At 67.7% G+C, this 17715-nt stretch carries 14 protein-coding genes; 13 read left to right on the top strand and 1 reads right to left on the bottom strand.

Annotation, left to right across the window (positions count from 1 at the left end; translation table 11 throughout):
- The first annotated feature begins 8 nt into the window (after positions 1-8).
- On the top strand, positions 9-2078 hold the full coding sequence (locus LJ725_RS22805) for a hydantoinase/oxoprolinase family protein (protein WP_230553251.1): 2070 nt from the start codon (positions 9-11) through the stop codon (positions 2076-2078).
- Complete coding sequence (locus LJ725_RS22800; RefSeq protein WP_230553250.1) at positions 2078-3709, top strand: hydantoinase B/oxoprolinase family protein; 1632 nt, start codon at positions 2078-2080, stop codon at positions 3707-3709. The genes LJ725_RS22805 and LJ725_RS22800 overlap by 1 nt, the downstream gene beginning before the upstream one ends.
- 4 nt (positions 3710-3713) lie before the next feature.
- On the opposite strand, the gene LJ725_RS22795 is transcribed toward LJ725_RS22800, so the two are convergent.
- Positions 3714-4553 (bottom strand): TauD/TfdA dioxygenase family protein, encoded by an 840-nt coding sequence (locus LJ725_RS22795; RefSeq protein ID WP_230553249.1) that lies wholly within the window; start codon positions 4551-4553, stop codon positions 3714-3716.
- Between the two features lie 64 nt (positions 4554-4617).
- Between LJ725_RS22795 and LJ725_RS22790 the strand changes: the two genes are divergently transcribed.
- From LJ725_RS22790 to paaK, 11 genes are all read left to right on the top strand, one after another.
- Positions 4618-5214 (top strand): glutathione S-transferase N-terminal domain-containing protein, encoded by a 597-nt coding sequence (locus LJ725_RS22790; protein ID WP_230553248.1) that lies wholly within the window; start codon positions 4618-4620, stop codon positions 5212-5214.
- A gap of 28 nt (positions 5215-5242) precedes the next feature.
- Complete coding sequence (locus LJ725_RS22785; RefSeq protein ID WP_230553247.1) at positions 5243-6682, top strand: 4-hydroxyphenylacetate 3-hydroxylase family protein; 1440 nt, start codon at positions 5243-5245, stop codon at positions 6680-6682.
- Between the two features lie 23 nt (positions 6683-6705).
- Complete coding sequence (clpS, locus tag LJ725_RS22780) at positions 6706-7011, top strand: ATP-dependent Clp protease adapter ClpS (RefSeq protein WP_230553246.1); 306 nt, start codon at positions 6706-6708, stop codon at positions 7009-7011.
- Positions 7012-7278: 267 nt separating this feature from the next.
- Positions 7279-7404 (top strand): type B 50S ribosomal protein L36, encoded by a 126-nt coding sequence (ykgO, locus tag LJ725_RS22775; RefSeq protein ID WP_068191747.1) that lies wholly within the window; start codon positions 7279-7281, stop codon positions 7402-7404.
- 78 nt (positions 7405-7482) lie between these two features.
- Positions 7483-8970, top strand: coding sequence for an FAD-linked oxidase C-terminal domain-containing protein (locus LJ725_RS22770; RefSeq protein ID WP_230553245.1), 1488 nt, complete (start codon positions 7483-7485; stop codon positions 8968-8970).
- An 88-nt stretch (positions 8971-9058) separates the two neighbouring features.
- Positions 9059-10228, top strand: a complete 1170-nt coding sequence (gene glcE / locus LJ725_RS22765; protein ID WP_230553244.1) for a glycolate oxidase subunit GlcE — start codon at positions 9059-9061, stop codon at positions 10226-10228.
- A gap of 1 nt (position 10229) precedes the next feature.
- The gene (glcF, locus tag LJ725_RS22760; protein WP_230553243.1) at positions 10230-11549 is read left to right on the top strand and encodes a glycolate oxidase subunit GlcF; all 1320 of its coding nucleotides are present in this window, start codon (positions 10230-10232) and stop codon (positions 11547-11549) included.
- Between the two features lie 50 nt (positions 11550-11599).
- Positions 11600-12196 carry a tetratricopeptide repeat protein gene (locus tag LJ725_RS22755; RefSeq protein WP_230553242.1) on the top strand — a complete coding sequence of 199 codons (597 nt, stop codon included), beginning with the start codon at positions 11600-11602 and terminating at the stop codon, positions 12194-12196.
- Positions 12197-12496: 300 nt separating this feature from the next.
- On the top strand, positions 12497-13732 hold the full coding sequence (locus LJ725_RS22750; RefSeq protein ID WP_230553241.1) for a metal-dependent hydrolase family protein: 1236 nt from the start codon (positions 12497-12499) through the stop codon (positions 13730-13732).
- Between the two features lie 30 nt (positions 13733-13762).
- The gene (locus LJ725_RS22745) at positions 13763-16423 is read left to right on the top strand and encodes a DUF2339 domain-containing protein (RefSeq protein ID WP_230553240.1); all 2661 of its coding nucleotides are present in this window, start codon (positions 13763-13765) and stop codon (positions 16421-16423) included.
- Positions 16420-17706 (top strand): phenylacetate--CoA ligase PaaK, encoded by a 1287-nt coding sequence (gene paaK, locus LJ725_RS22740; protein ID WP_230553239.1) that lies wholly within the window; start codon positions 16420-16422, stop codon positions 17704-17706. The genes LJ725_RS22745 and paaK overlap by 4 nt, the downstream gene beginning before the upstream one ends.
- Positions 17707-17715: the final 9 nt, after the last annotated feature.

Genomic DNA, 17715 nt, shown 5'->3' with positions numbered 1-17715 from the left:
GACGTGTAATGAGTGCGCCGCTTTCCCTCGGCATCGACATCGGGGGAACATTCACCGACCTCGTCATCCACGATCCACGCACCGGCCGGGCCGTCATCTGGAAGGAAAGTACGACACCCGACGATCCCGCCCGCGGGGCGCTCGAAGGCACCCGGCGGGTGCTTGAGAAGGCAGGCGCCAAGCCGCAGGACATCGGCCGCGTCGTGCATGCCACGACGCTGTTCACCAACGCGCTGATCGAACGCAAGGGCGCGAAGACCGGCCTGCTCACCACGGCCGGCTTCGGCGACGCGCTGGAGATCGCGCGCGAGCGCAAGTACGAGCTCTACGACCTTTTCATCGAGATGCCGAAGCCGCTGGTGCCGCGACCATGGCGCCGCGAGGCGAAGGAACGGCTGGCGCCGGACGGCACGGTCGAGGTCGCGCTGGACGTCGATGCGGCGCTCGCCGAAGTGGCTCACCTCGTGGAGCAGGGCGTCGAAAGCCTCGCCATCTGCTTTCTTCATTCCTATGCCAACGCCGCGCACGAGCGCGCGATCGGCGCGGCCGTTGCCGAGCGCTTCCAGAACCTGTCGATCTCGCTCTCCTCAGACATCGCTCCGGAAATCCGCGAATATCCGCGGGCCAGCACGACGGTGGCCAATGCCTATGTGCGGCCGCTGGCCGAGATCTATCTCGAACGCCTGGAACAGGCATTGCGCACCGAGGGAATTCCCGGCGGCCTGTTCCTCATGCTGTCCAATGGCGGTCTTACCCATGTGAGCGAGGCCAAGCGCGCGCCGGTGCAGTTGCTCGAGAGCGGTCCGGCCGCGGGCGCGCTGGCCGGTGCCTGGTTCGGACGAAATGCCGGCCTCGAACGCGTGCTCGCCTTCGACATGGGCGGGACGACCGCCAAGCTGGCGCTGGTCGACGACGGTGAACCGCTGGTCGCATGGGGCTTCGAGGCGGCGCGCGAGAAGCGCTTCCTGCGCGGCTCCGGCCTGCCGATCCAGATCGCCACCGTCGAACTGATCGAGATCGGCGCCGGCGGCGGCTCGATCGCGCATCGAAGCGACCTCGGCACGCTGAATGTCGGCCCGGAGAGCAGTGGCGCCCAGCCGGGCCCGGCCTGCTACGGCCGCGGCGGCACCGAAGCCACGGTGACGGACGCCGACCTGACCCTGGGCTATCTCAACGCCGACTTCTTCCTGGGCGGCGCGATGAAGATCGACGCCGTGGCGACCAGCGCCGCGTTCGGCAAGCTGGCGGGCGCGCTGGGCGTCGAGCCGGGCCGGGCGGCCTTCGGCGTCCACGACGTCGTCAACGAGAACATGGCCGGCGCTGCGCGCGTGGCGATCGCCGAGCGCGGTCGCGTGCCGTCCGAATATGCGCTGCTGGCGACCGGCGGCGCGGGGCCTGTCCATGCCTGGCACGTCGCGCGCAAGCTCGGCGTCAGTCGCGTCGTGTGTCCACCGGGGGCCGGTGCAGGCAGCACCATCGGCATGCTGATGGCGCCGGCGCGCGTCGATCGCGTGGCGAGCTTCACCACGGCGCTGGCCGGCGCCGACCTCGCCGCGGCGGGACGCATCTTCGCCGGTCTCGAAAAGGAATCGCTCGACCTGCTGCATCTCACCGGCGCCGACGTGGCCGGCCGGACCGTGCGGCGCCTGGCCGACATGCGGTACATCGGGCAGGGCAGCGAGATCACCGTCGTGCTGCCGCCGGAGCTGACCGAAGGGGCGGTGAAGGTGGCCTTCGAGGCAGCCTACAAGGCGCTGTTTGCGCGCGTGCCGCCCGGCGCCGCCATCCAGTTCGTGGCGCTGCGCCTCTCGGTCAGCGCGCCGATGCCCGGCACCGGCGGCGAGCTCGAACTGCCGCGCCATGCCTCGGACAACGCGCTCAAGGGCACGCGGCCGGTGTTCTTTCCCGATGAAGGCAAGACGCTGCCGACCCGTGTGTGGGATCGTTATGCCCTCGAACCGGGCGTCAGCATCGACGGGCCCGCCGTGTTCGAGGAAAACGAAAGCACCTTCATCGTCGGGCCGAACGCCACGGCGCGGCTGCTGCCCGACGGCTCCATCCTGGCGGAGGCAAACTGATGTCACGCACCTTCGATGCCATCGAACTCGAACTGCTGTGGCGGCGGCTGATCTCGCTGGTCGACGAGGCTGCCGCAGCGATGGTGCGCACCTCCTTCTCGACCCTGGTGCGTGAGAGCTACGACTTCTCCTGCGTCGTGACCGATGCCACGGGCCAGTCGCTGGTTCAGGCGAGCGAGAGTATCCCGAGCTTCATCGGCACGCTGCCCGAGACGGTGAAGCACTTCCTGCGCCACTTCCCGGAGGACCAGCTTTCGCCGGGCGACGTGCTGATCACCAACGACATCTGGCTGGGCACCGGCCATCTGCCCGACGTGACGCTCGCCAAGCCGATCTTCCGCAACGGCAGGCTGATCGCCTTCAGCGCGACGACAGCGCACGTGCCCGACATCGGCGGCAAGATCCGCAGCCCCGAGCCGCGCGAGGTCTTCGAGGAGGGGCTTCAGATTCCGCCGATGAAGATGATGGCGGCCGGCAAGACCGACGAGACGCTGGTCGCGCTGATCCGCAAGAACGTGCGCACGCCCGACCAGACGATGGGCGATCTCTATGCCCAGATCGTCGCGCTCGATCTCATGGAAGATCGCCTGCTGGTCTTGATGGAGAATTACGGGCTGCCCGATCTCACCGACCTCGCACGCGAGATCCAGGGACGCTGCGAGGCGGCGATGCGGGCGGCGATCCGAGAGCTGCCGGACGGGACGTATCGCAGCGAGCTGAAGACCGACGGCATCATGGACAAGCCGATCACCATCAGGATGGCGCTCACCATCAAGGGCGACGAGATCCTGATCGATTTCGCCGGTACCGACGCCCAGGTCGACCGGGCGATCAACTGCGCCATGTGCTACACGAACGCGATGTGCATGTATGGGGTGAAGGTCTGCACCAACTCCAGCCTGCCCAACAATGAAGGCGCATGGCGGCCGATCACGCTCAGCGCGCCGCCGGGCTGCATCGTCAATCCGCAATTCCCCGCGCCGGGCGGTTCGCGCATGCTGATCGGCCATTACATCCCGATGCTGGTGTTCGGCTGCCTGGGCCAGATCGTGCCGGACCGCGTGATGGCGGCCTGCGGCTCGCCGATGTGGGGCATGAACCAGTCGGGCGTGCGGGAAGGCGGCAAGCCCTACGCCAACATGTTCTTCTACAACGGCGGCATGGGCGGCAATACGCAGCGCGACGGCGTGACCTGCCTGTCGTGGCCGTCCAACGTCAGCTCGACCTCGATCGAGATCAGCGAGCACATCGCGCCGTTGCGTTTCCATCACAAGAAGTTGCGTCCCGATTCCGGCGGCGCCGGCCGTCATCGCGGCGGGCTTGGGCAGGAGATCCTGATCGAGAGCCGCAGCGAGACGCCGATCGCCGTTTCCTTTCTGGCCGAACGCACGATCTTTGCCGCGTTCGGCATCGAGGGCGGCAAGGACGGCGCGCCGGGTGAACTGCGCATCAACGGCGAGAAGACGGATCCCAAGAAGCAGTATGTGCTGAACAAGGGCGACACGGTTTCCCTGGGCACGCCGGGCGGCGGCGGGCATGGCGATCCGAAGCTGCGGTCCGAGGCCGCGCTCGCGGCCGACATCGCGGCGGGATACGTGACGGTGCAGTCAGTCTATCAGGGCGACGACTAACGAATTAGAACGGCTCCGTGCCCGCCACGATCACCCGGTGCATCAGCCGCCGTTCGCCTTCGGGATAGTCGGCGTTGGCCTTGTGCATCGTGCAGCGATTGTCCCAGATCACGATGTCGCCCTGCCGCCAGACATGGCGGTACTCGTATTTCGGTTGGGTCGCATGGGCGATCAGTTCGTCGAGCAGCGCATCGCTCTCGGCGCGGTCGAGGCCGACGATCTGCTCCATCCGGTTCGGGTTGAGGTAGAGCGACTTGCGGCCGGTCTCCGGATGGGTGCGCACCAGCGGGTGCGTCGCCTCGGGCATCGCGGCCATCTCCTCGGCCGGCCGGGTCGAGATGCGGCTGAGCTTGCGGCTCGAATGGTACTTGTGGATCACCTTCAGTGGATCGATGCGGGCCTTCATGTCGGCCGGCAGATCCGCGTAGGCGTCGTACATGTTGGTGAACTGCGTGTCGCCGCCACGCGACGGGACTTCTACACCGTAGAGCATGGTGAGCGAGCAGGGCGCCCGCATGAAGCTGTCGTCGGTGTGCCAGTTGGCACCGTTCACGATCTTCTTGCCGTCACCCAGCACGTCGCGGTCTTCACTCGAGATGATGTTCACCTCGGCGCATTCCGCCGTGCGGGCAAGCTGCTTGCGCAGCATCGGCATGCCGAACTTCGACATCGCTGCGAGGAACGCCGGCGGGTCGAGTTTCTGCCCCCGGATGCAGATCACGAGATTGTCGTGGAGCACGTCGGTCAATGCCGCCTGCGTCGCCTCGTCGGCGGGCACGTTGAGGTCGATGCCGCTCACCGCCGCGGCCATGTGGTGGCCGAGTTTCTCGGTCTGGAAAGTCATGGCGTTGCTCCGGTGATGCGGGATAACGTGCGCGCCGATTCGACGAATCTCAAGGGGGACCGCCATGAAGATCGCCTATTCCGCTGCAAGCCCGTATGTCCGGAAAGTGATGGCGTGCGCCATCGCGCGCGGGCTCAACGACAGGATCGAGCGCTGGAAGATCGGCACGACCGATCCCGCACTGGCGCCGGTCAATCCTCTCTCGAAGGTGCCGACGCTGATCACCGACGACGGCATGTCGATCTACGACAGTCCGGTGATCTGCGAGTATCTCGACAGTATCGGCAGCGCGCCGAAGCTGTTCCCTGCGCCGGGCGCGGCCCGCTGGAAGGCGCTCACCCAGGAGGCGCTGGCCGACGGCATCCTCGACGCCACCCAGCCGCGCCGCCGCGAGATCGCGCTGCCGCAGGACGAGGGCCGTCAGGGTTACATCGCGCTGCAGCAGGGCAAGGTCGCGCGCGCGCTCGACGAGCTGGAGAAGCAGGTCGATTCCCTGGGCGACCTGACCACGATCGGGGAGATCGCGATCGGCTGTGCGCTGGGCTATCTCGACTTCCGCTACGCCAACGAGCCGTGGCGCCCCGGTCATCCGAAGCTCGCGGCCTGGTACGAAAAGGTCGTGAAGCTGCCGCCCCTTGCCGAAACGATGCCGGTGGGGTGACAGTCGCCCTCCTGGGCGGAGGGATGCGATGCCGGCACGGACGGGTGAGCAGTTTCTGAAGGGGCTTCGCGGCCAGCGCGATGTATGGGTCGACGGCGAGAAGATCGCCGATGTCGTCGATCATCCCAAGCTGCGCGGTGCGGCCCACGCGCTCGCAGAGGTCTATGATCTCCACCACGCGGAGGCCGCGACCTGCCTCGCGCCCGATCCGGAGACCGGCGAGCCGATACCGGTCAGTCATCTGATCCCGCGTTCGCGCGAAGACCTGACCAGGCGCCATGCGGCGTTACGACAGGTGGCCGAGTATTCAGTCGGTCTGATGGGTCGTACTCCCGACTACATGAACGTGACCTATGCGGGATTCGCCGGCCGCCCCGACGAATGGGGTGCGCACGGTAACGAGGCCGGCGTCGAGCGGCTGGTCGCCTACCAGAAATTCCTGCGGCGCGGAGACGTGGCGCTCACGCACACGATCGTCCAGCCCACGGTCGACAAGGCGACCGGCGACGCGCCCTCGGCCGGCAACCAGCATGCCCTGCGCAAGGTCGGCGACACCGAGCACGGCATCGTCGTGCGCGGCGCGCGAGTGCTGGCGACGCTGGCGCCCTTCACCGACGAGATCGCGGTCTATCCCGGCGCACCGCTGCCGCAGGGCGCGGAGGACTATGCGCTGTCGTTCTGCATTCCCGTCGGGACGCCGGGCCTGAAGTTCCTCTGCCGCGATTCGATGTCGGCGCCGGACAACCGCTTCGACTTCCCGCTGTCGGGCCGCTTCGACGAGCAGGATGCCTTCGTGATCTTCGACGATGTCGAGGTGCCGCGCGACCGGCTGTTCATCGACTGCAATCTCGCCGCCTACAACACGGTGATGACGTCGAGCTGGCAGCCCAACATCATGCAGCAGACGATGATCCGCGCCTGGACGAAGCTCGACTTCGCCTGGGGCCTCGCGCTGCGCATGGCTGCCTCGATCAACGCAGCCGATCCCGAGACGCAGCGCCTGATTGGCGAGATCTGGACATACGCCGAGTTCACGCGTGCGGCCATCGTCGCGGCCGAAGCGGAGGCGCGCGAATGGCCGTCTGGCCTGTGGACCTGCGGCGTCCGCCCGCTGCATGCCTTGCGCGCCACCCTGCCTCTCTGGTTTCCGCGGGTGAACGAGATCCTGCGCCTGATCGGCTCGCACAATCTCCTGGCCGCGCCGACCGCGGCCCAACTTGCGGATCCGGATCTTCGACCGCTGATCGACCGCTACCTGCCGGGCGCCAAGGGCATGGCGGCCGAGGAGCGTATCCGCATCTTCCGGCTCGCCTGGGATTTCGCCGGCAGTGCCCTGGCCAGCCGCAACGAGCAGTACGAGCGCTTCTACCTCGCCTCGTCGGCCCGCAACCTGGCCCGCCACCTGCAGTTCACCGACCGGAGCCGGGCCGACCGGCTGGTGCAGCGCTTCCTGGACGAGGAATACTGAGGAGACGGGGCGAGGAGGGGCCGATGAGCGATATCGACACCAAGCCGCAGGCGGTCGAGCGGACGAAGACCAAGCAGCCGCCGCTCTACAAGGTGATCCTGTTGAACGACGACTATACGCCGCGCGAGTTCGTGGTCGTCGTGCTGAAGGCGGTGTTCCGCATGACCGAGGACCAGTCCTACGCCGTGATGATGACCGCCCACCAGCGCGGTGCCTGCGTCGTCGCGACCTACACCCGCGACATCGCCGAATCCAAGGCGAGCGAAGCCAACGACATGGCACGCGGCGCGGGCCACCCGCTCGAGTTCAGCACCGAGCCGGAAGAGTAGCCGCCGCCGGTTGCCCCGTTGCGCGGGCCGTTTCCGGCGAACCGCCGTCGCAGTGTTCGCGGGTATTCTCGGCGGCAAAGGGCGTGGATCGGGAGCGAGATCCGCAAGTATTTGCAATCATTGACGAATCCAGGATTTTCGGCAAAAAGGCTTCGGGGAAGTTGGGTGGAAAATCAATGGGTTGACGGGCAGCCCTCCGATCCGTATTTTCCGCCCGCTTTCGGAATTCACCCCGGCACGGCCGGGGCTTTTTGTTGAGTTAGGGCCATGAAGATCCGTCATTCTCTCAAGTCGGTGAAGCTCCGTCACAAGGACTGCCGCATCGTGCGCCGCAAGGGCCGTGTCTACGTGATCAACAAGACCAATCCGCGCTTCAAGGCCCGCCAGGGCTGAGACGCGTCGGCGTCTTGCTGAAAAAAGCGGCGGGAGCTTCGGCTTCCGCCGCTTTTTCATTTGGCGTATGAGCGAAGCATGGAGATGCCGCCGCTCGATCCCGCCATTCTCGCCCGCCGCTCGGACATCGTCGCCGCGCTGCGGGCCATCGTTCCGGGCGAGGGCGTGATCGACGACCTCGACGGCATGCGGCCCTACGAATGCGATGCCCTGTCGGCCTATCGCCAGATGCCGATGGTCGTGGTGCTGCCCGAGACCGCTGCCCAGGTCGCCGCGATCCTCCGCTATTGCCAGGACAACAAGGTCAAGGTCGTGCCGCGCGGCGGCGGGACCTCGCTGTCCGGCGGCTCGATGCCGATCGGCGACGGCATCCTGCTCGCGATGGGCAAGTTCAATCGCGTGCTGGAGATCGACTACGCCAACCGCTGCGCGCGGGTGCAGCCCGGCGTCACCAATCTCGGCGTCACCAAGGCGGTCGAACACGAGGGCTTCTACTACGCGCCCGATCCCAGTTCGCAGATCGCCTGCTCGATCGGCGGCAACGTCGCGGAGAATTCCGGCGGCGTGCACTGCCTGAAATACGGCCTCACCACCAACAACCTGCTCGGCATCGAGATGGTGCTGATGAATGGCGAGATCGTGCGGCTGGGCGGCAAGCATCTCGACGCCGGCGGCTACGATCTGCTCGGCCTGATGACAGGCTCCGAAGGATTGCTGGGTGTCGTCACCGAAGTCACCGTGCGGCTGCTGCGCAAGCCTTCGACGGCGCGCGCCGTGTTGCTGGGTTTTCCGACCGAGGCGGGGGCGGCCGACTGCGTTGCCGCCGTCATCGCCTCGGGCATCATCCCCGGCGGCATGGAGATGATGGACAAAGACGCAACCAAGTGCGCCGAGGCCTATGTCGGCGCGGGCTATCCGCTCGACGCAGAGGGGCTGCTGATCGTCGAACTCGACGGGCCGCCGGTGGAGGTCGACTATCTGGTCGAACGCGTCGCCGATATTGCGAAGGGCCGTGGCGCCACGACGATCCGCGTCAGCCACGACGAGCAGGAGCGGGTGCTTTTCTGGGCCGGCCGCAAGGCGGCATTCCCGGCCGTCGGCCAGATCTCGCCCGATTACATGTGCCTCGACGGCTCGGTGCCGCGCGGCAAGCTGGTCGAGGTGCTGGCCGAGATGCGCCGGCTCTCCAAGCAATATGGCCTGCGGGTCGTGAATGTCTTTCATGCCGGCGACGGCAATCTCCATCCGCTGATCCTGTTCGACGCCAATGATCCCGACGAGCTCAGGCGCTGCGAGGAGCTGGGCGCCGACATCCTGCGGCTCTGCGTGCGGGTCGGCGGGGTGCTGACGGGCGAGCACGGCGTCGGCATCGAGAAGCGCGACCTGATGGGTGTGCAGTTCACCGAGATCGATCTCGACCAGCAGATGCGCGTGAAATGCGCCTTCGACCCCGACCACCTGCTCAACCCCGGCAAGGTGTTCCCCCAGCTGCGCCGCTGCGCCGAGCTGGGACGCCTGGTCGTGACGCAGAACAGACTCCCATTCCCCGACATTCCGCGGTTCTAAGAGTGTTGCACTTCGCCCTCACAGGAGCGCGCAACTCCAGTTGCGCTCATGCTCATGAAAGAATGCGCAACTGGAGTTGCGCGCTCCCATGACCAGCACGATCAAGCCGCGCGACGCGAAGGAGCTGCGGCAGGCGGTGGAGTGGGCGCTGAACGAGGGCGTCACGCTCGACGTGCGCGGCGAGGGCAGCAAGCTGGCGCTCGGCAAGCCGATGCAGTGCGACCAGATGCTCGATCTCTCCGGTCTCTCCGGCATCGTCGACTACGCGCCGGAAGAGTTGGTCGTGACGCTGCGCGCCGGCACGCCGATGCGCGAGGTCGAGGCGCTGCTCGCCCAGCGCAACCAGATGCTGGCCTTCGAGCCGCCCGACCTCGGCCCGCTGCTCGGCCGGGAACCGGGGCAGGGCACTCTCGTCGGCGCCGTCATGGGCAATCTCGCGGGCTCACGCCGTCTCTCGGCCGGTGCGGCGCGCGACCACCTGCTGGGATTCAGCGGCGTCAACGGGCGCGGCGAGGCCTTCAAGTCGGGCGGCCGCGTGATGAAGAACGTCACCGGCTACGATCTCTCCAAGGTGGTGGCGGGATCGTGGGGCACGCTCGCCGTTCTGGACGAGGTTTCGGTCAAGGTGCTGCCGGCACCGGACCAGACCGCGACGCTGCTGCTGCTTGGCCTCGACGATGCGTCGGCAGTGCGCGCCATGTGCTCGGCGATGGGTAGCCCGCACGAAGTCTCGGGCGCCGCCCACCTGCCGGGCCGCACGGCGCTGCGCCTCGAAGGCGTGGCGCCTTCGGTCGAGGCCCGGCTCAAGGGCCTGCGCGAGCTGATGGCCGACGCCGGCGCGAAGATGCAGGAGCTCGGCACCCTGGAGAGCCGAACCTTCTGGCGCGAGGTGCGGGACGTGACGCCGCTGAACGCCGCGCCCGATGCCGTTGTCTGGAAAATTTCCTGTCCACCCACGGAAGGGCCCGCGATCATGGCCCGCATCGAGGCCAAGCGTTCCGGAGCGCAGGCCTACTACGACTGGTCGGGCGGCCTGATCTGGCTGGCGCTGCCGCCTTCGGACGACGCGGACCATGTGATCGTACGCGGGGCGCTGGGCGCGACGGGCGGTCATGCGACCTTGATCCGGGCGCCGCAATCCGTGCGTGCCGCGGTGCCGGTGTTCCAGCCGCAACCCGCCGCGCTCGCGGCGTTGGCCGGGCGGGTCAAGGAAAGCTTCGACCCCAAGGGTCTCTTCAATCCAGGCCGGGTGGGCTGACGTGCAAACCAATTTCACCCTGGCCCAGCTTGCCGATCCCGAGAACGCGCGCAGCGAGCACATCCTGCGCAAGTGTGTGCATTGCGGCTTCTGCACCGCCACCTGCCCGACCTTCGTGCTGCTGGGTGACGAGCGCGACAGTCCGCGTGGCCGCATCTACCTGATCAAGGCGATGCTGGAAGGCGACCGGGCGCCGACGCACCAGGAGGTGCGGCACGTCGATCGGTGCCTGTCGTGCCTGTCCTGCATGACGACCTGCCCCTCGGGCGTGAACTACATGCACCTGGTCGACCATGGCCGGCACCGCATCGAGGAGAGTTACGAGAGGGCGCCGGCCGATCGCCTCATGCGCGGGCTGCTGGCCTGGCTGATGCCGCGGCCCGCGGCGTTCCGCTGGGCCATGGTGCTGGGCCGCCTTGCCAAGCCGCTGGCACCGATGCTGCCCGCGACCAGCACCGATCCGGGCGGCGCCACTTTCCTGCGCCGCCTGCGCGCCATGCTCGACGCGGTGCCCGACACCGTGCCGTCGCCGTCGCCGGTCGACCGGCCGCAGACCTTTCCGGCCAAGGGGATGCGCCGCAAGCGCGTGGCGCTGATGCCGGGCTGCGGCCAGCAGGTGCTGGCGCCGGAAGTGAACGAAGCGACGGTGCGGCTGCTGACCCGCCACGACATCGAGGTGGTGAACGTTGCGGGCTCCGGCTGCTGCGGCTCGTCGGTCCTGCATGTCGGGCAAAACGAGCAGGCGATCGCGCTGGCCAAGGCCAACATCACCGCCTGGCTGCGCGAGATCGACGGGGCGGGGCTCGACGCCATCGTGATCAACGCCTCGGGCTGCGGCACGACGGTCAAGGACTACGGCAACATGCTGGCCGACGAGCCCGAGTGGCACGAGAAGGCGCTGCAGGTCGCAAAGCTCGCCAGGGACGTGAGCGAAGTGATGCTCGATATCGGCCTCGTGAACGTGGAGCCAAAGGGACTGACTGTCGCCTACCATTCGGCCTGCTCGATGCAGCACGGCCAGAAGGTGATCGAACCGCCCAAGAAGCTGCTGCGCGATGCCGGCTTCGTCGTGAAGGACGTGCCGGAAGGCCATCTCTGTTGCGGTTGGGCGGGCACCTACCAGGTACTGCAGCCCGAACTGTCGCGCCGCCTGCGTGACCGCAAGGTGGCCAACATCGAGAGCGTGAAACCCGATGTGATCGCCGCCGGCAATTTCGGCTGCATCGGCAACATCGCCGCGGGTACCGGCATCCCGATTGCCCATACGGTGGAATTGCTCGACTGGGCGACGGGCGGCCCCAAGCCCGCCGCGCTCGGCTGACCGAGGGAGTTCGAAGGATCCTTGATATTCCGGGGCTGCAGGAGAGGACTATGATCGTTCTTCGCACTTGCCTCGCCGCCCTGCTCAGCTTGATCCTCACGATCGACGTACAGGCGCAGAGCGCCGGGAGCGGCACCGTGCTCGATACACTCTTCGCGAAGCTGCAGGCAGCCACCGATCCTTCCGCGATCCGCTCGCTGGAGGCGGCAATCTGGGAGCAGTGGGTGATGGTGCCCGACATGAGCCAACGCGCGATGATGATGCGCGGCATTGCCGAGATGCAGCAGCAGGAGTTCAAGACCTCGATCGATACCTTCACGCGCCTGATCGACGTGGCACCGGATCTCCCGGAAGCATGGAACAAGCGGGCGACGGTCCACTGGCTGATGGGCAACTTCACGGCCTCGCTCGCCGACATCTGCGAGACGGTGAAGCGCGAGCCTCGCCACTTCGGTGCCTACTCGGGCCTCGGCATGATCCGCGCCGAGATGGGCGAGAACGCGCGCGCCATTGCCGCTTTCGAACTCGCCCGCAAATGGAACCCGCACATCGCGGGGATCGACGGAGAGATCAATCGACTCAGGGCGCTGGACGGAGACGGCAGCGGCGGTGCCGATCCATTGGGCTGCGGACGCCCGTCCACCTGACTGTAGTGCACCGACCGCGTAAGGTCGGCGTCAGCGAACCTGATCATCATCGCTTGGCGCTGCATTTCCCCGAGTGCCGCGTCGGCGCCAGGAAGCGGGTGCCGAGACGGTTCGTGCTCGCGGCTCCCACAGCTGCGAACGAACGGTCGACCCCACGCAGCGATACCTCCCCGCTGCGTGGGGCTCGCTTCCCTCCAGATTCGCTATGCGTGCACGGCAGTCGAGGTGACACGGCCGGTGCTTGCCCATCCGGAAGGGTAGGGGCAAAGTCATTTCACGTTTCAATTCAGGAGTGATTCCATGGCCACGCTGTATGTCGGCGGCCGTCTGTTCGACGGCGAGAAGGTGCAGGACGGGCAGGCGGTGCTGGAGGAAGGCGGCCGCATCAAGCGCGTGGCCCCGGCAGGCGAGTTCAAGGGCTTTGCCGGCGAGCGGGTCGACACGTCCGGTGCCACGCTGATCCCCGGCATCATCGACTGCCATGTCCATTCGCTGTCGGGCGCCGAGGGCAATCCCGGCGCCGTGCAGGATCGCCTGAGCGCGGCCCAGCTGACCGTGCGCGGAATGGAGTTCATGCGCCAGACGCTGGAAGGCGGCGTCACTGCCGTGCGCGATTGCGGCGGCAAAGACTATATCGAGTTCGCCATTCGCGACGCCTACAATGCCGGGCGCTTTCTCGGCCCGACGATGCGTTGCGCCGGCCGCATGATCTGCATGACCGGCGGTCACGGCAATCGCGTCGGGCGTGTCGCCGATGGTGTGGACGAAGTGATCAAGGCGGTGCGCGAGCAGGTCCATGCCGGCTCCGACCTGGTGAAGATCATGGCCACGGGCGGCGTCATGACCGCCGGCGTCAATCCCGAGGATGCGCACTACAGCGCCGAGGAGATGAAGGCCGGCATCTCGGAGGCGCATCGCTTCCACAAATGCTGCGCCAGCCATGCGCAGGGTGCACTGGGCATCCTGAACGCCGTGCGAGGCGGCATCGATTCCATCGAGCACGGCATCTTCATGGACGAGGAATGCTGCCGCGAGATGAAGGAACGCGGCGTCTGGCTGGTGCCGACGCTGGCGGCCGTGAAGAACATCCTCAAGGGCTACGACGAGGGCGACCGCTCGATCCCCGACTATGTGATCGACAAGAGCCGCCGAGTGTTCGACCGGCACATCGCCGCGACCAAGATGTATTACTCGGCTGGCGGCCGCATCGCCATGGGCACCGACGCCGGCACGCCGCACAACCGCCACGGCGAGAATGCGCGCGAGCTGGAGTTCATGTGCGACATCGGCATCTCGAGCCGCGATTCGCTGTTCTTCGCGACCGCGAGTGCCGCCGACCTGATGCGCCTGGCCGATCACGGCCGCATCAAGGAAGGCAACGTCGCCGACTTCGTGGTCTGTGACGGCGATGTGCTGGCCGACATCAAGCGTGCGGCGCGCAAGGAGAACCACCGGCTGGTGGTGAAGCGCGGCATCGTCGCCCGGGACAACCGCGCGGCCTTCGCCTCGCAGGCTGCCCGCGTCGCGGCGGAGTAGGGACCAGGGCAAGGCGATCCCGGAGCCTTCGTGGAAGAAATCTTCCTCATCCTCGTCGGGATCGCCTGGGCGCTCGGCACGCCGCTGATCGCCATCATGGCGCTGGTCCGCACGTCGGGCCTGCGTCGCCAGAACGAACGGCTTGCCGCAGATCTTGCGGCCCTGAGGCGCGAGGTTGCGGCATCGCGCGCGCAACCGCTGCCACCACCTGCCCTCGCGACGCCGCTGGAAGACACGCCTGTCGACGCCGCGGTGCCGCCACCCCCGGCGCCGCCGTTCATGCCGGAGCCCGGGCCTGACCCGGAGGCGTCGTCGAAGGCCGAGCCGGACGCCATCGTCATCGGCGCGGATCTGCCAGTCGCGGCAACGACCGCGGCGCCGCCGGTCGGCCCGCCAATCCTGGAGCCCGTCGGGGCGGGATGGGAGCAGAGGCTTGGGGCGCGTGCCTTTCTGTGGGTGGGCGCAATCACGTTGGCCCTCGCCGCCATCTTCCTCGTCCGCTACTCGATCGAGGAGGGCTATCTTTCACCCGAAGTCCGCGTGATCCTCACGGCCCTGTTCGGTTTCGCGCTGATCGCGGGCGCAGAGCGGATACGGCCGCGCGACGATCGCGTGTCGCAGGCCCTTGCCGCCGCCGGTGTCGCCGCGCTCTACGGCTCCCTGCTGTCCGCCGTGGCGCTGTACGGGATGATCTCCAAGGTCGCCGCGGGCGGCGGAGCCGCGGCGCTAACCGCCTTCGCCATCACGCTCTCGCTGCGCTATGGCATCTTCGTCGCGGGCCTGGCCTTCGTCGGCGGTTTCCTCAGTCCCGCGATCATCGGCAGCGAGCAGCCCAATACGCCGGTCCTGTTCGGCTATCTGCTGGCGATTGCCGCCGGCACCCTGACGGTCATCCGCGTGCGCGGCTGGTGGATGCTGGGCTGGGGTGTGCTGGCGGGTTCGGCGCTGTGGACCGTGATCTGGATGCTGGCCGATCCCGAACAGCCCGAGTTGCACTGGGTCGGGCTCTTCCTGGTGGCCCTCGCCGGGCTCTTCGTCTGGGCGTCGTGGCGACGCATCCTGGAGCGCGAGAATCCCCCGAGGGACGTGCTGGCGCTGGTCTGGGCCTCGCTAGCGGTCACAGGCGGCTTGCTCGTATTGGCGATTGCGCAGGATTCCGGTCAGCAGACGACGGGTTGGCTCGCGCTGGCAGCGCACGGGGTCGGAACCCTGGCCTTCGCGCGCTGGACGCCGCGCTTCCAGTTCGTGGGCGGACTCGCGCCGGCGCTGTCGCTGGCGGCGCTGGCCTTGTGGTGGTGGACGGCAGGCGGCGTGCCGGCCCATTGGGACGTCGACCGGTTCGGCTGGCTGGCAACCTGCTTCGGCGGCCTCTATGCGGCAGCCGCTTTTGCGCTGCTGTGGAATGCGCCGCGGCCGGGCTTCTGGGCGGCGCTCTCGGTCTCGGCCGCGCTCTCGCACTTCCTGTTCGCCTGGTATGTGCTGCGCGGCACGTCGCCGGGCGTGCCGTGGGGACTGATCAGCATCGGCCTCGCGGTGCCGTTTTTCGTCGGCGCCGAGCGCCTCACCCGCTGGCGCGAGACGATGCCGGGCGGCACCGAGGCGCTGGGCTTCCTTGCCGCCGGCGTCACCTTCTTCATCGGCACGGCCATCCCGCTGGAACTCAATCGCGAGTGGATCACCGTCGCCTATGCGGTCGAGCTGGCGGCCGTCGCTGCCATCGCCGCGCAGCTCGGCCTCGTGGCCCTGCGGCGGCTCTGCTGGCCATTGCTCGTCATCGTGGTCGTGCGCTTCGTCGTCAATCCGGAGATCCTGAAATATCCGATCGGCCTCACGCCCATCTTCAACTGGATGCTCTGGGGCTACGGTATCTCGGTCGCCGCCCTGGTCGTGGCGCTGCGCTTCCTGCGGCCGACCGGCGACGTGCGGCTCGTCCGTTCGGTGGAGGCCGCGGCAGCGTTGCTGGTCTTCGTCCTGCTGACGCTCGAGGTGCGCAGCGTCTTCCAGCCGACGACCATGATGACGCTGGGTGCGAGCTTCATGGAGCGCGCTTTCTACGTGCTGGTGTGGGGCGCCTTCGCCCTGGCGGCGCTTTGGAAGACGCGGCTCGACGGCGACGTCGTGGCGCTGTGGGCGTGGCGCCTGAGCAGCGCGCCGGCCGTCGCCGTCGTGCTCTTCCTGCAGGTGCTGGTGGCCAGTCCCGTGGTCCAGCCGGCGGATGTCGGCCGGCTGCCGATCCTCAACGGACTCCTGTTGGCCTATGCGGTACCGGCGGCCTTGGCGGCGCTGGCGCGGCGCTGGGTGGCGGACGTGGAGCCGGACCGGCGGCTCGTCATGGTCGTGGGTGGCGTCGCCTCGATCCTGGCCTTCGCCTATGTCTCGTTCGAGGTGCGCCACTTCTTCGATCCGGGCTTCGAGCGGCTTGGCTTCGAGGCGCGGGGACTCGAACTCTATGCCTACTCGATCGCCTGGCTGCTGTTCGGGGTGGCGCTGCTGGCGCTGGGCTTCCTGCGGAAGGCCGCGGCGCTTCGCCATGCCGGCATGGCCCTGGTCTGCATCGTGGTCGCCAAGGTGTTTCTGATCGACATGGCGGGGCTGCAGGGCCTGTTGCGTGTCTTCTCGTTCCTGGGCCTCGGCGCGGCGCTGATCGGCCTCGGCTACGCCTATCGCCGCCTGGGCTTCGACAGCAAATGACAGAGCTCTTTCCCGAACTCGCGATGTCGCTCGACGCGCTGCGGGCGCTGCAGCTCGAGCGGCTGCGCGCCACGCTCCGCCATGCCTACGACAACCAGGCGCCGTATCGCGCCAAATGCCAGGCGGCGGGCGTTCATCCGCAGGATCTCAGGACCCTCGACGATCTGTCGCGCTTTCCGTTCACGGAAAAGGGCGACCTGCGCGACGCCTATCCCTACGGCATGCTGGCGATCCCGCGTGAACGCTGCGTGCGCGTCCATGCCTCGAGCGGGACGACGGGACGGCCGACAGTGGTGGGCTATTCCGCGAAGGACATCGCCACCTGGGGCGAGCTGATGGCGCGCTCGCTTTACGCCGGCGGGGCGCGGCCGGGCGACATCATCCACAATGCCTACGGTTATGGCCTCTTCACCGGCGGCCTGGGCGCGCACTACGGCGCGGAGCGGCTCGGCTGCACGGTCGTGCCGATGTCGGGCGGCTTTGGCGAACGGCAGGTCCAGCTCATCCGCGAGTTCGGCGCCCGTGTCGTGCTGATGACGCCGTCCTACATGCTGGCGATCGCCGACGAGTTCGAGCGTCAGGGCATTGATCCGCGCGACACGGCGATGCGCATCGGCATCTTTGGCGCCGAGCCCTGGACGGAGGCGATGCGCGCCGAGATCGAGCGGCGGCTGGGCATCGACGCGGTCGATATCTATGGCCTGAGCGAGGTCATGGGCCCGGGCGTCGCCTGCGAGTTCGTCGAGAGCAAGGACGGGCCCACGATCTGGGAGGATCACTTCTATCCCGAGATCATCGATCCGGTGTCAGGCCGGCCGGTTGCCGAGGGTGAGCCCGGCGAACTGGTGTTCACGACGCTGTCGAAGGAAGCGATGCCCGTCGTGCGCTACCGCACGCGCGATCTCACGCGGCTGATGCCGGGCTCGGTCACCGCGATGCGGCGCATGGCCAAGATCACCGGCCGCAGCGACGACATGCTGATCGTGCGCGGCGTCAATCTGTTCCCGAGCCAGGTCGAGGAACAGATCCTGCGCGACCCGGCGTTGAGCGGGCATTACGTCATCGAACTCTCGCGCAGCGGCGCGCTCGACGACCTGCTGGTGCGCGCCGAGGCGCGCGAGGCTCAGGAAGAAGAGGAGAGGGCCCGGTCCGTCGCCGATCTTGTACAGCGCCTCAAGGGCATGTGCGGGCTGACGGCCGAGGTGGAGATCGCCGCGCCGGGCGGGATCGAAAGATCCCTGGGCAAGGCACGCCGGGTCATTGACCGGCGCCCCAAAGTCTAGACGCGGCGC

Source organism: Reyranella aquatilis (genome assembly GCF_020880995.1).
In the GTDB taxonomy this organism is placed as follows: Bacteria; Pseudomonadota; Alphaproteobacteria; order Reyranellales; family Reyranellaceae; genus Reyranella; species Reyranella aquatilis.
This window is presented reverse-complemented; position numbering and strand designations above follow the sequence as displayed.

What these genes read in the sequence shown, in the direction of transcription:
- LJ725_RS22805 (WP_230553251.1), top strand. Translation starts at nt 9, where the DNA reads ATGAGTGCGCCGCTTTCCCTCGGCATCGACATCGGGGGAACATTCACC.
- LJ725_RS22800 (WP_230553250.1), top strand. Translation starts at nt 2,078, where the DNA reads ATGTCACGCACCTTCGATGCCATCGAACTCGAACTGCTGTGGCGGCGG.
- LJ725_RS22795 (WP_230553249.1), bottom strand. Translation starts at nt 4,553, where the DNA reads ATGACTTTCCAGACCGAGAAACTCGGCCACCACATGGCCGCGGCGGTG.
- LJ725_RS22790 (WP_230553248.1), top strand. Translation starts at nt 4,618, where the DNA reads ATGAAGATCGCCTATTCCGCTGCAAGCCCGTATGTCCGGAAAGTGATG.
- LJ725_RS22785 (WP_230553247.1), top strand. Translation starts at nt 5,243, where the DNA reads ATGCCGGCACGGACGGGTGAGCAGTTTCTGAAGGGGCTTCGCGGCCAG.
- clpS (WP_230553246.1), top strand. Translation starts at nt 6,706, where the DNA reads ATGAGCGATATCGACACCAAGCCGCAGGCGGTCGAGCGGACGAAGACC.
- ykgO (WP_068191747.1), top strand. Translation starts at nt 7,279, where the DNA reads ATGAAGATCCGTCATTCTCTCAAGTCGGTGAAGCTCCGTCACAAGGAC.
- LJ725_RS22770 (WP_230553245.1), top strand. Translation starts at nt 7,483, where the DNA reads ATGGAGATGCCGCCGCTCGATCCCGCCATTCTCGCCCGCCGCTCGGAC.
- glcE (WP_230553244.1), top strand. Translation starts at nt 9,059, where the DNA reads ATGACCAGCACGATCAAGCCGCGCGACGCGAAGGAGCTGCGGCAGGCG.
- LJ725_RS22755 (WP_230553242.1), top strand. Translation starts at nt 11,600, where the DNA reads ATGATCGTTCTTCGCACTTGCCTCGCCGCCCTGCTCAGCTTGATCCTC.
- LJ725_RS22750 (WP_230553241.1), top strand. Translation starts at nt 12,497, where the DNA reads ATGGCCACGCTGTATGTCGGCGGCCGTCTGTTCGACGGCGAGAAGGTG.
- paaK (WP_230553239.1), top strand. Translation starts at nt 16,420, where the DNA reads ATGACAGAGCTCTTTCCCGAACTCGCGATGTCGCTCGACGCGCTGCGG.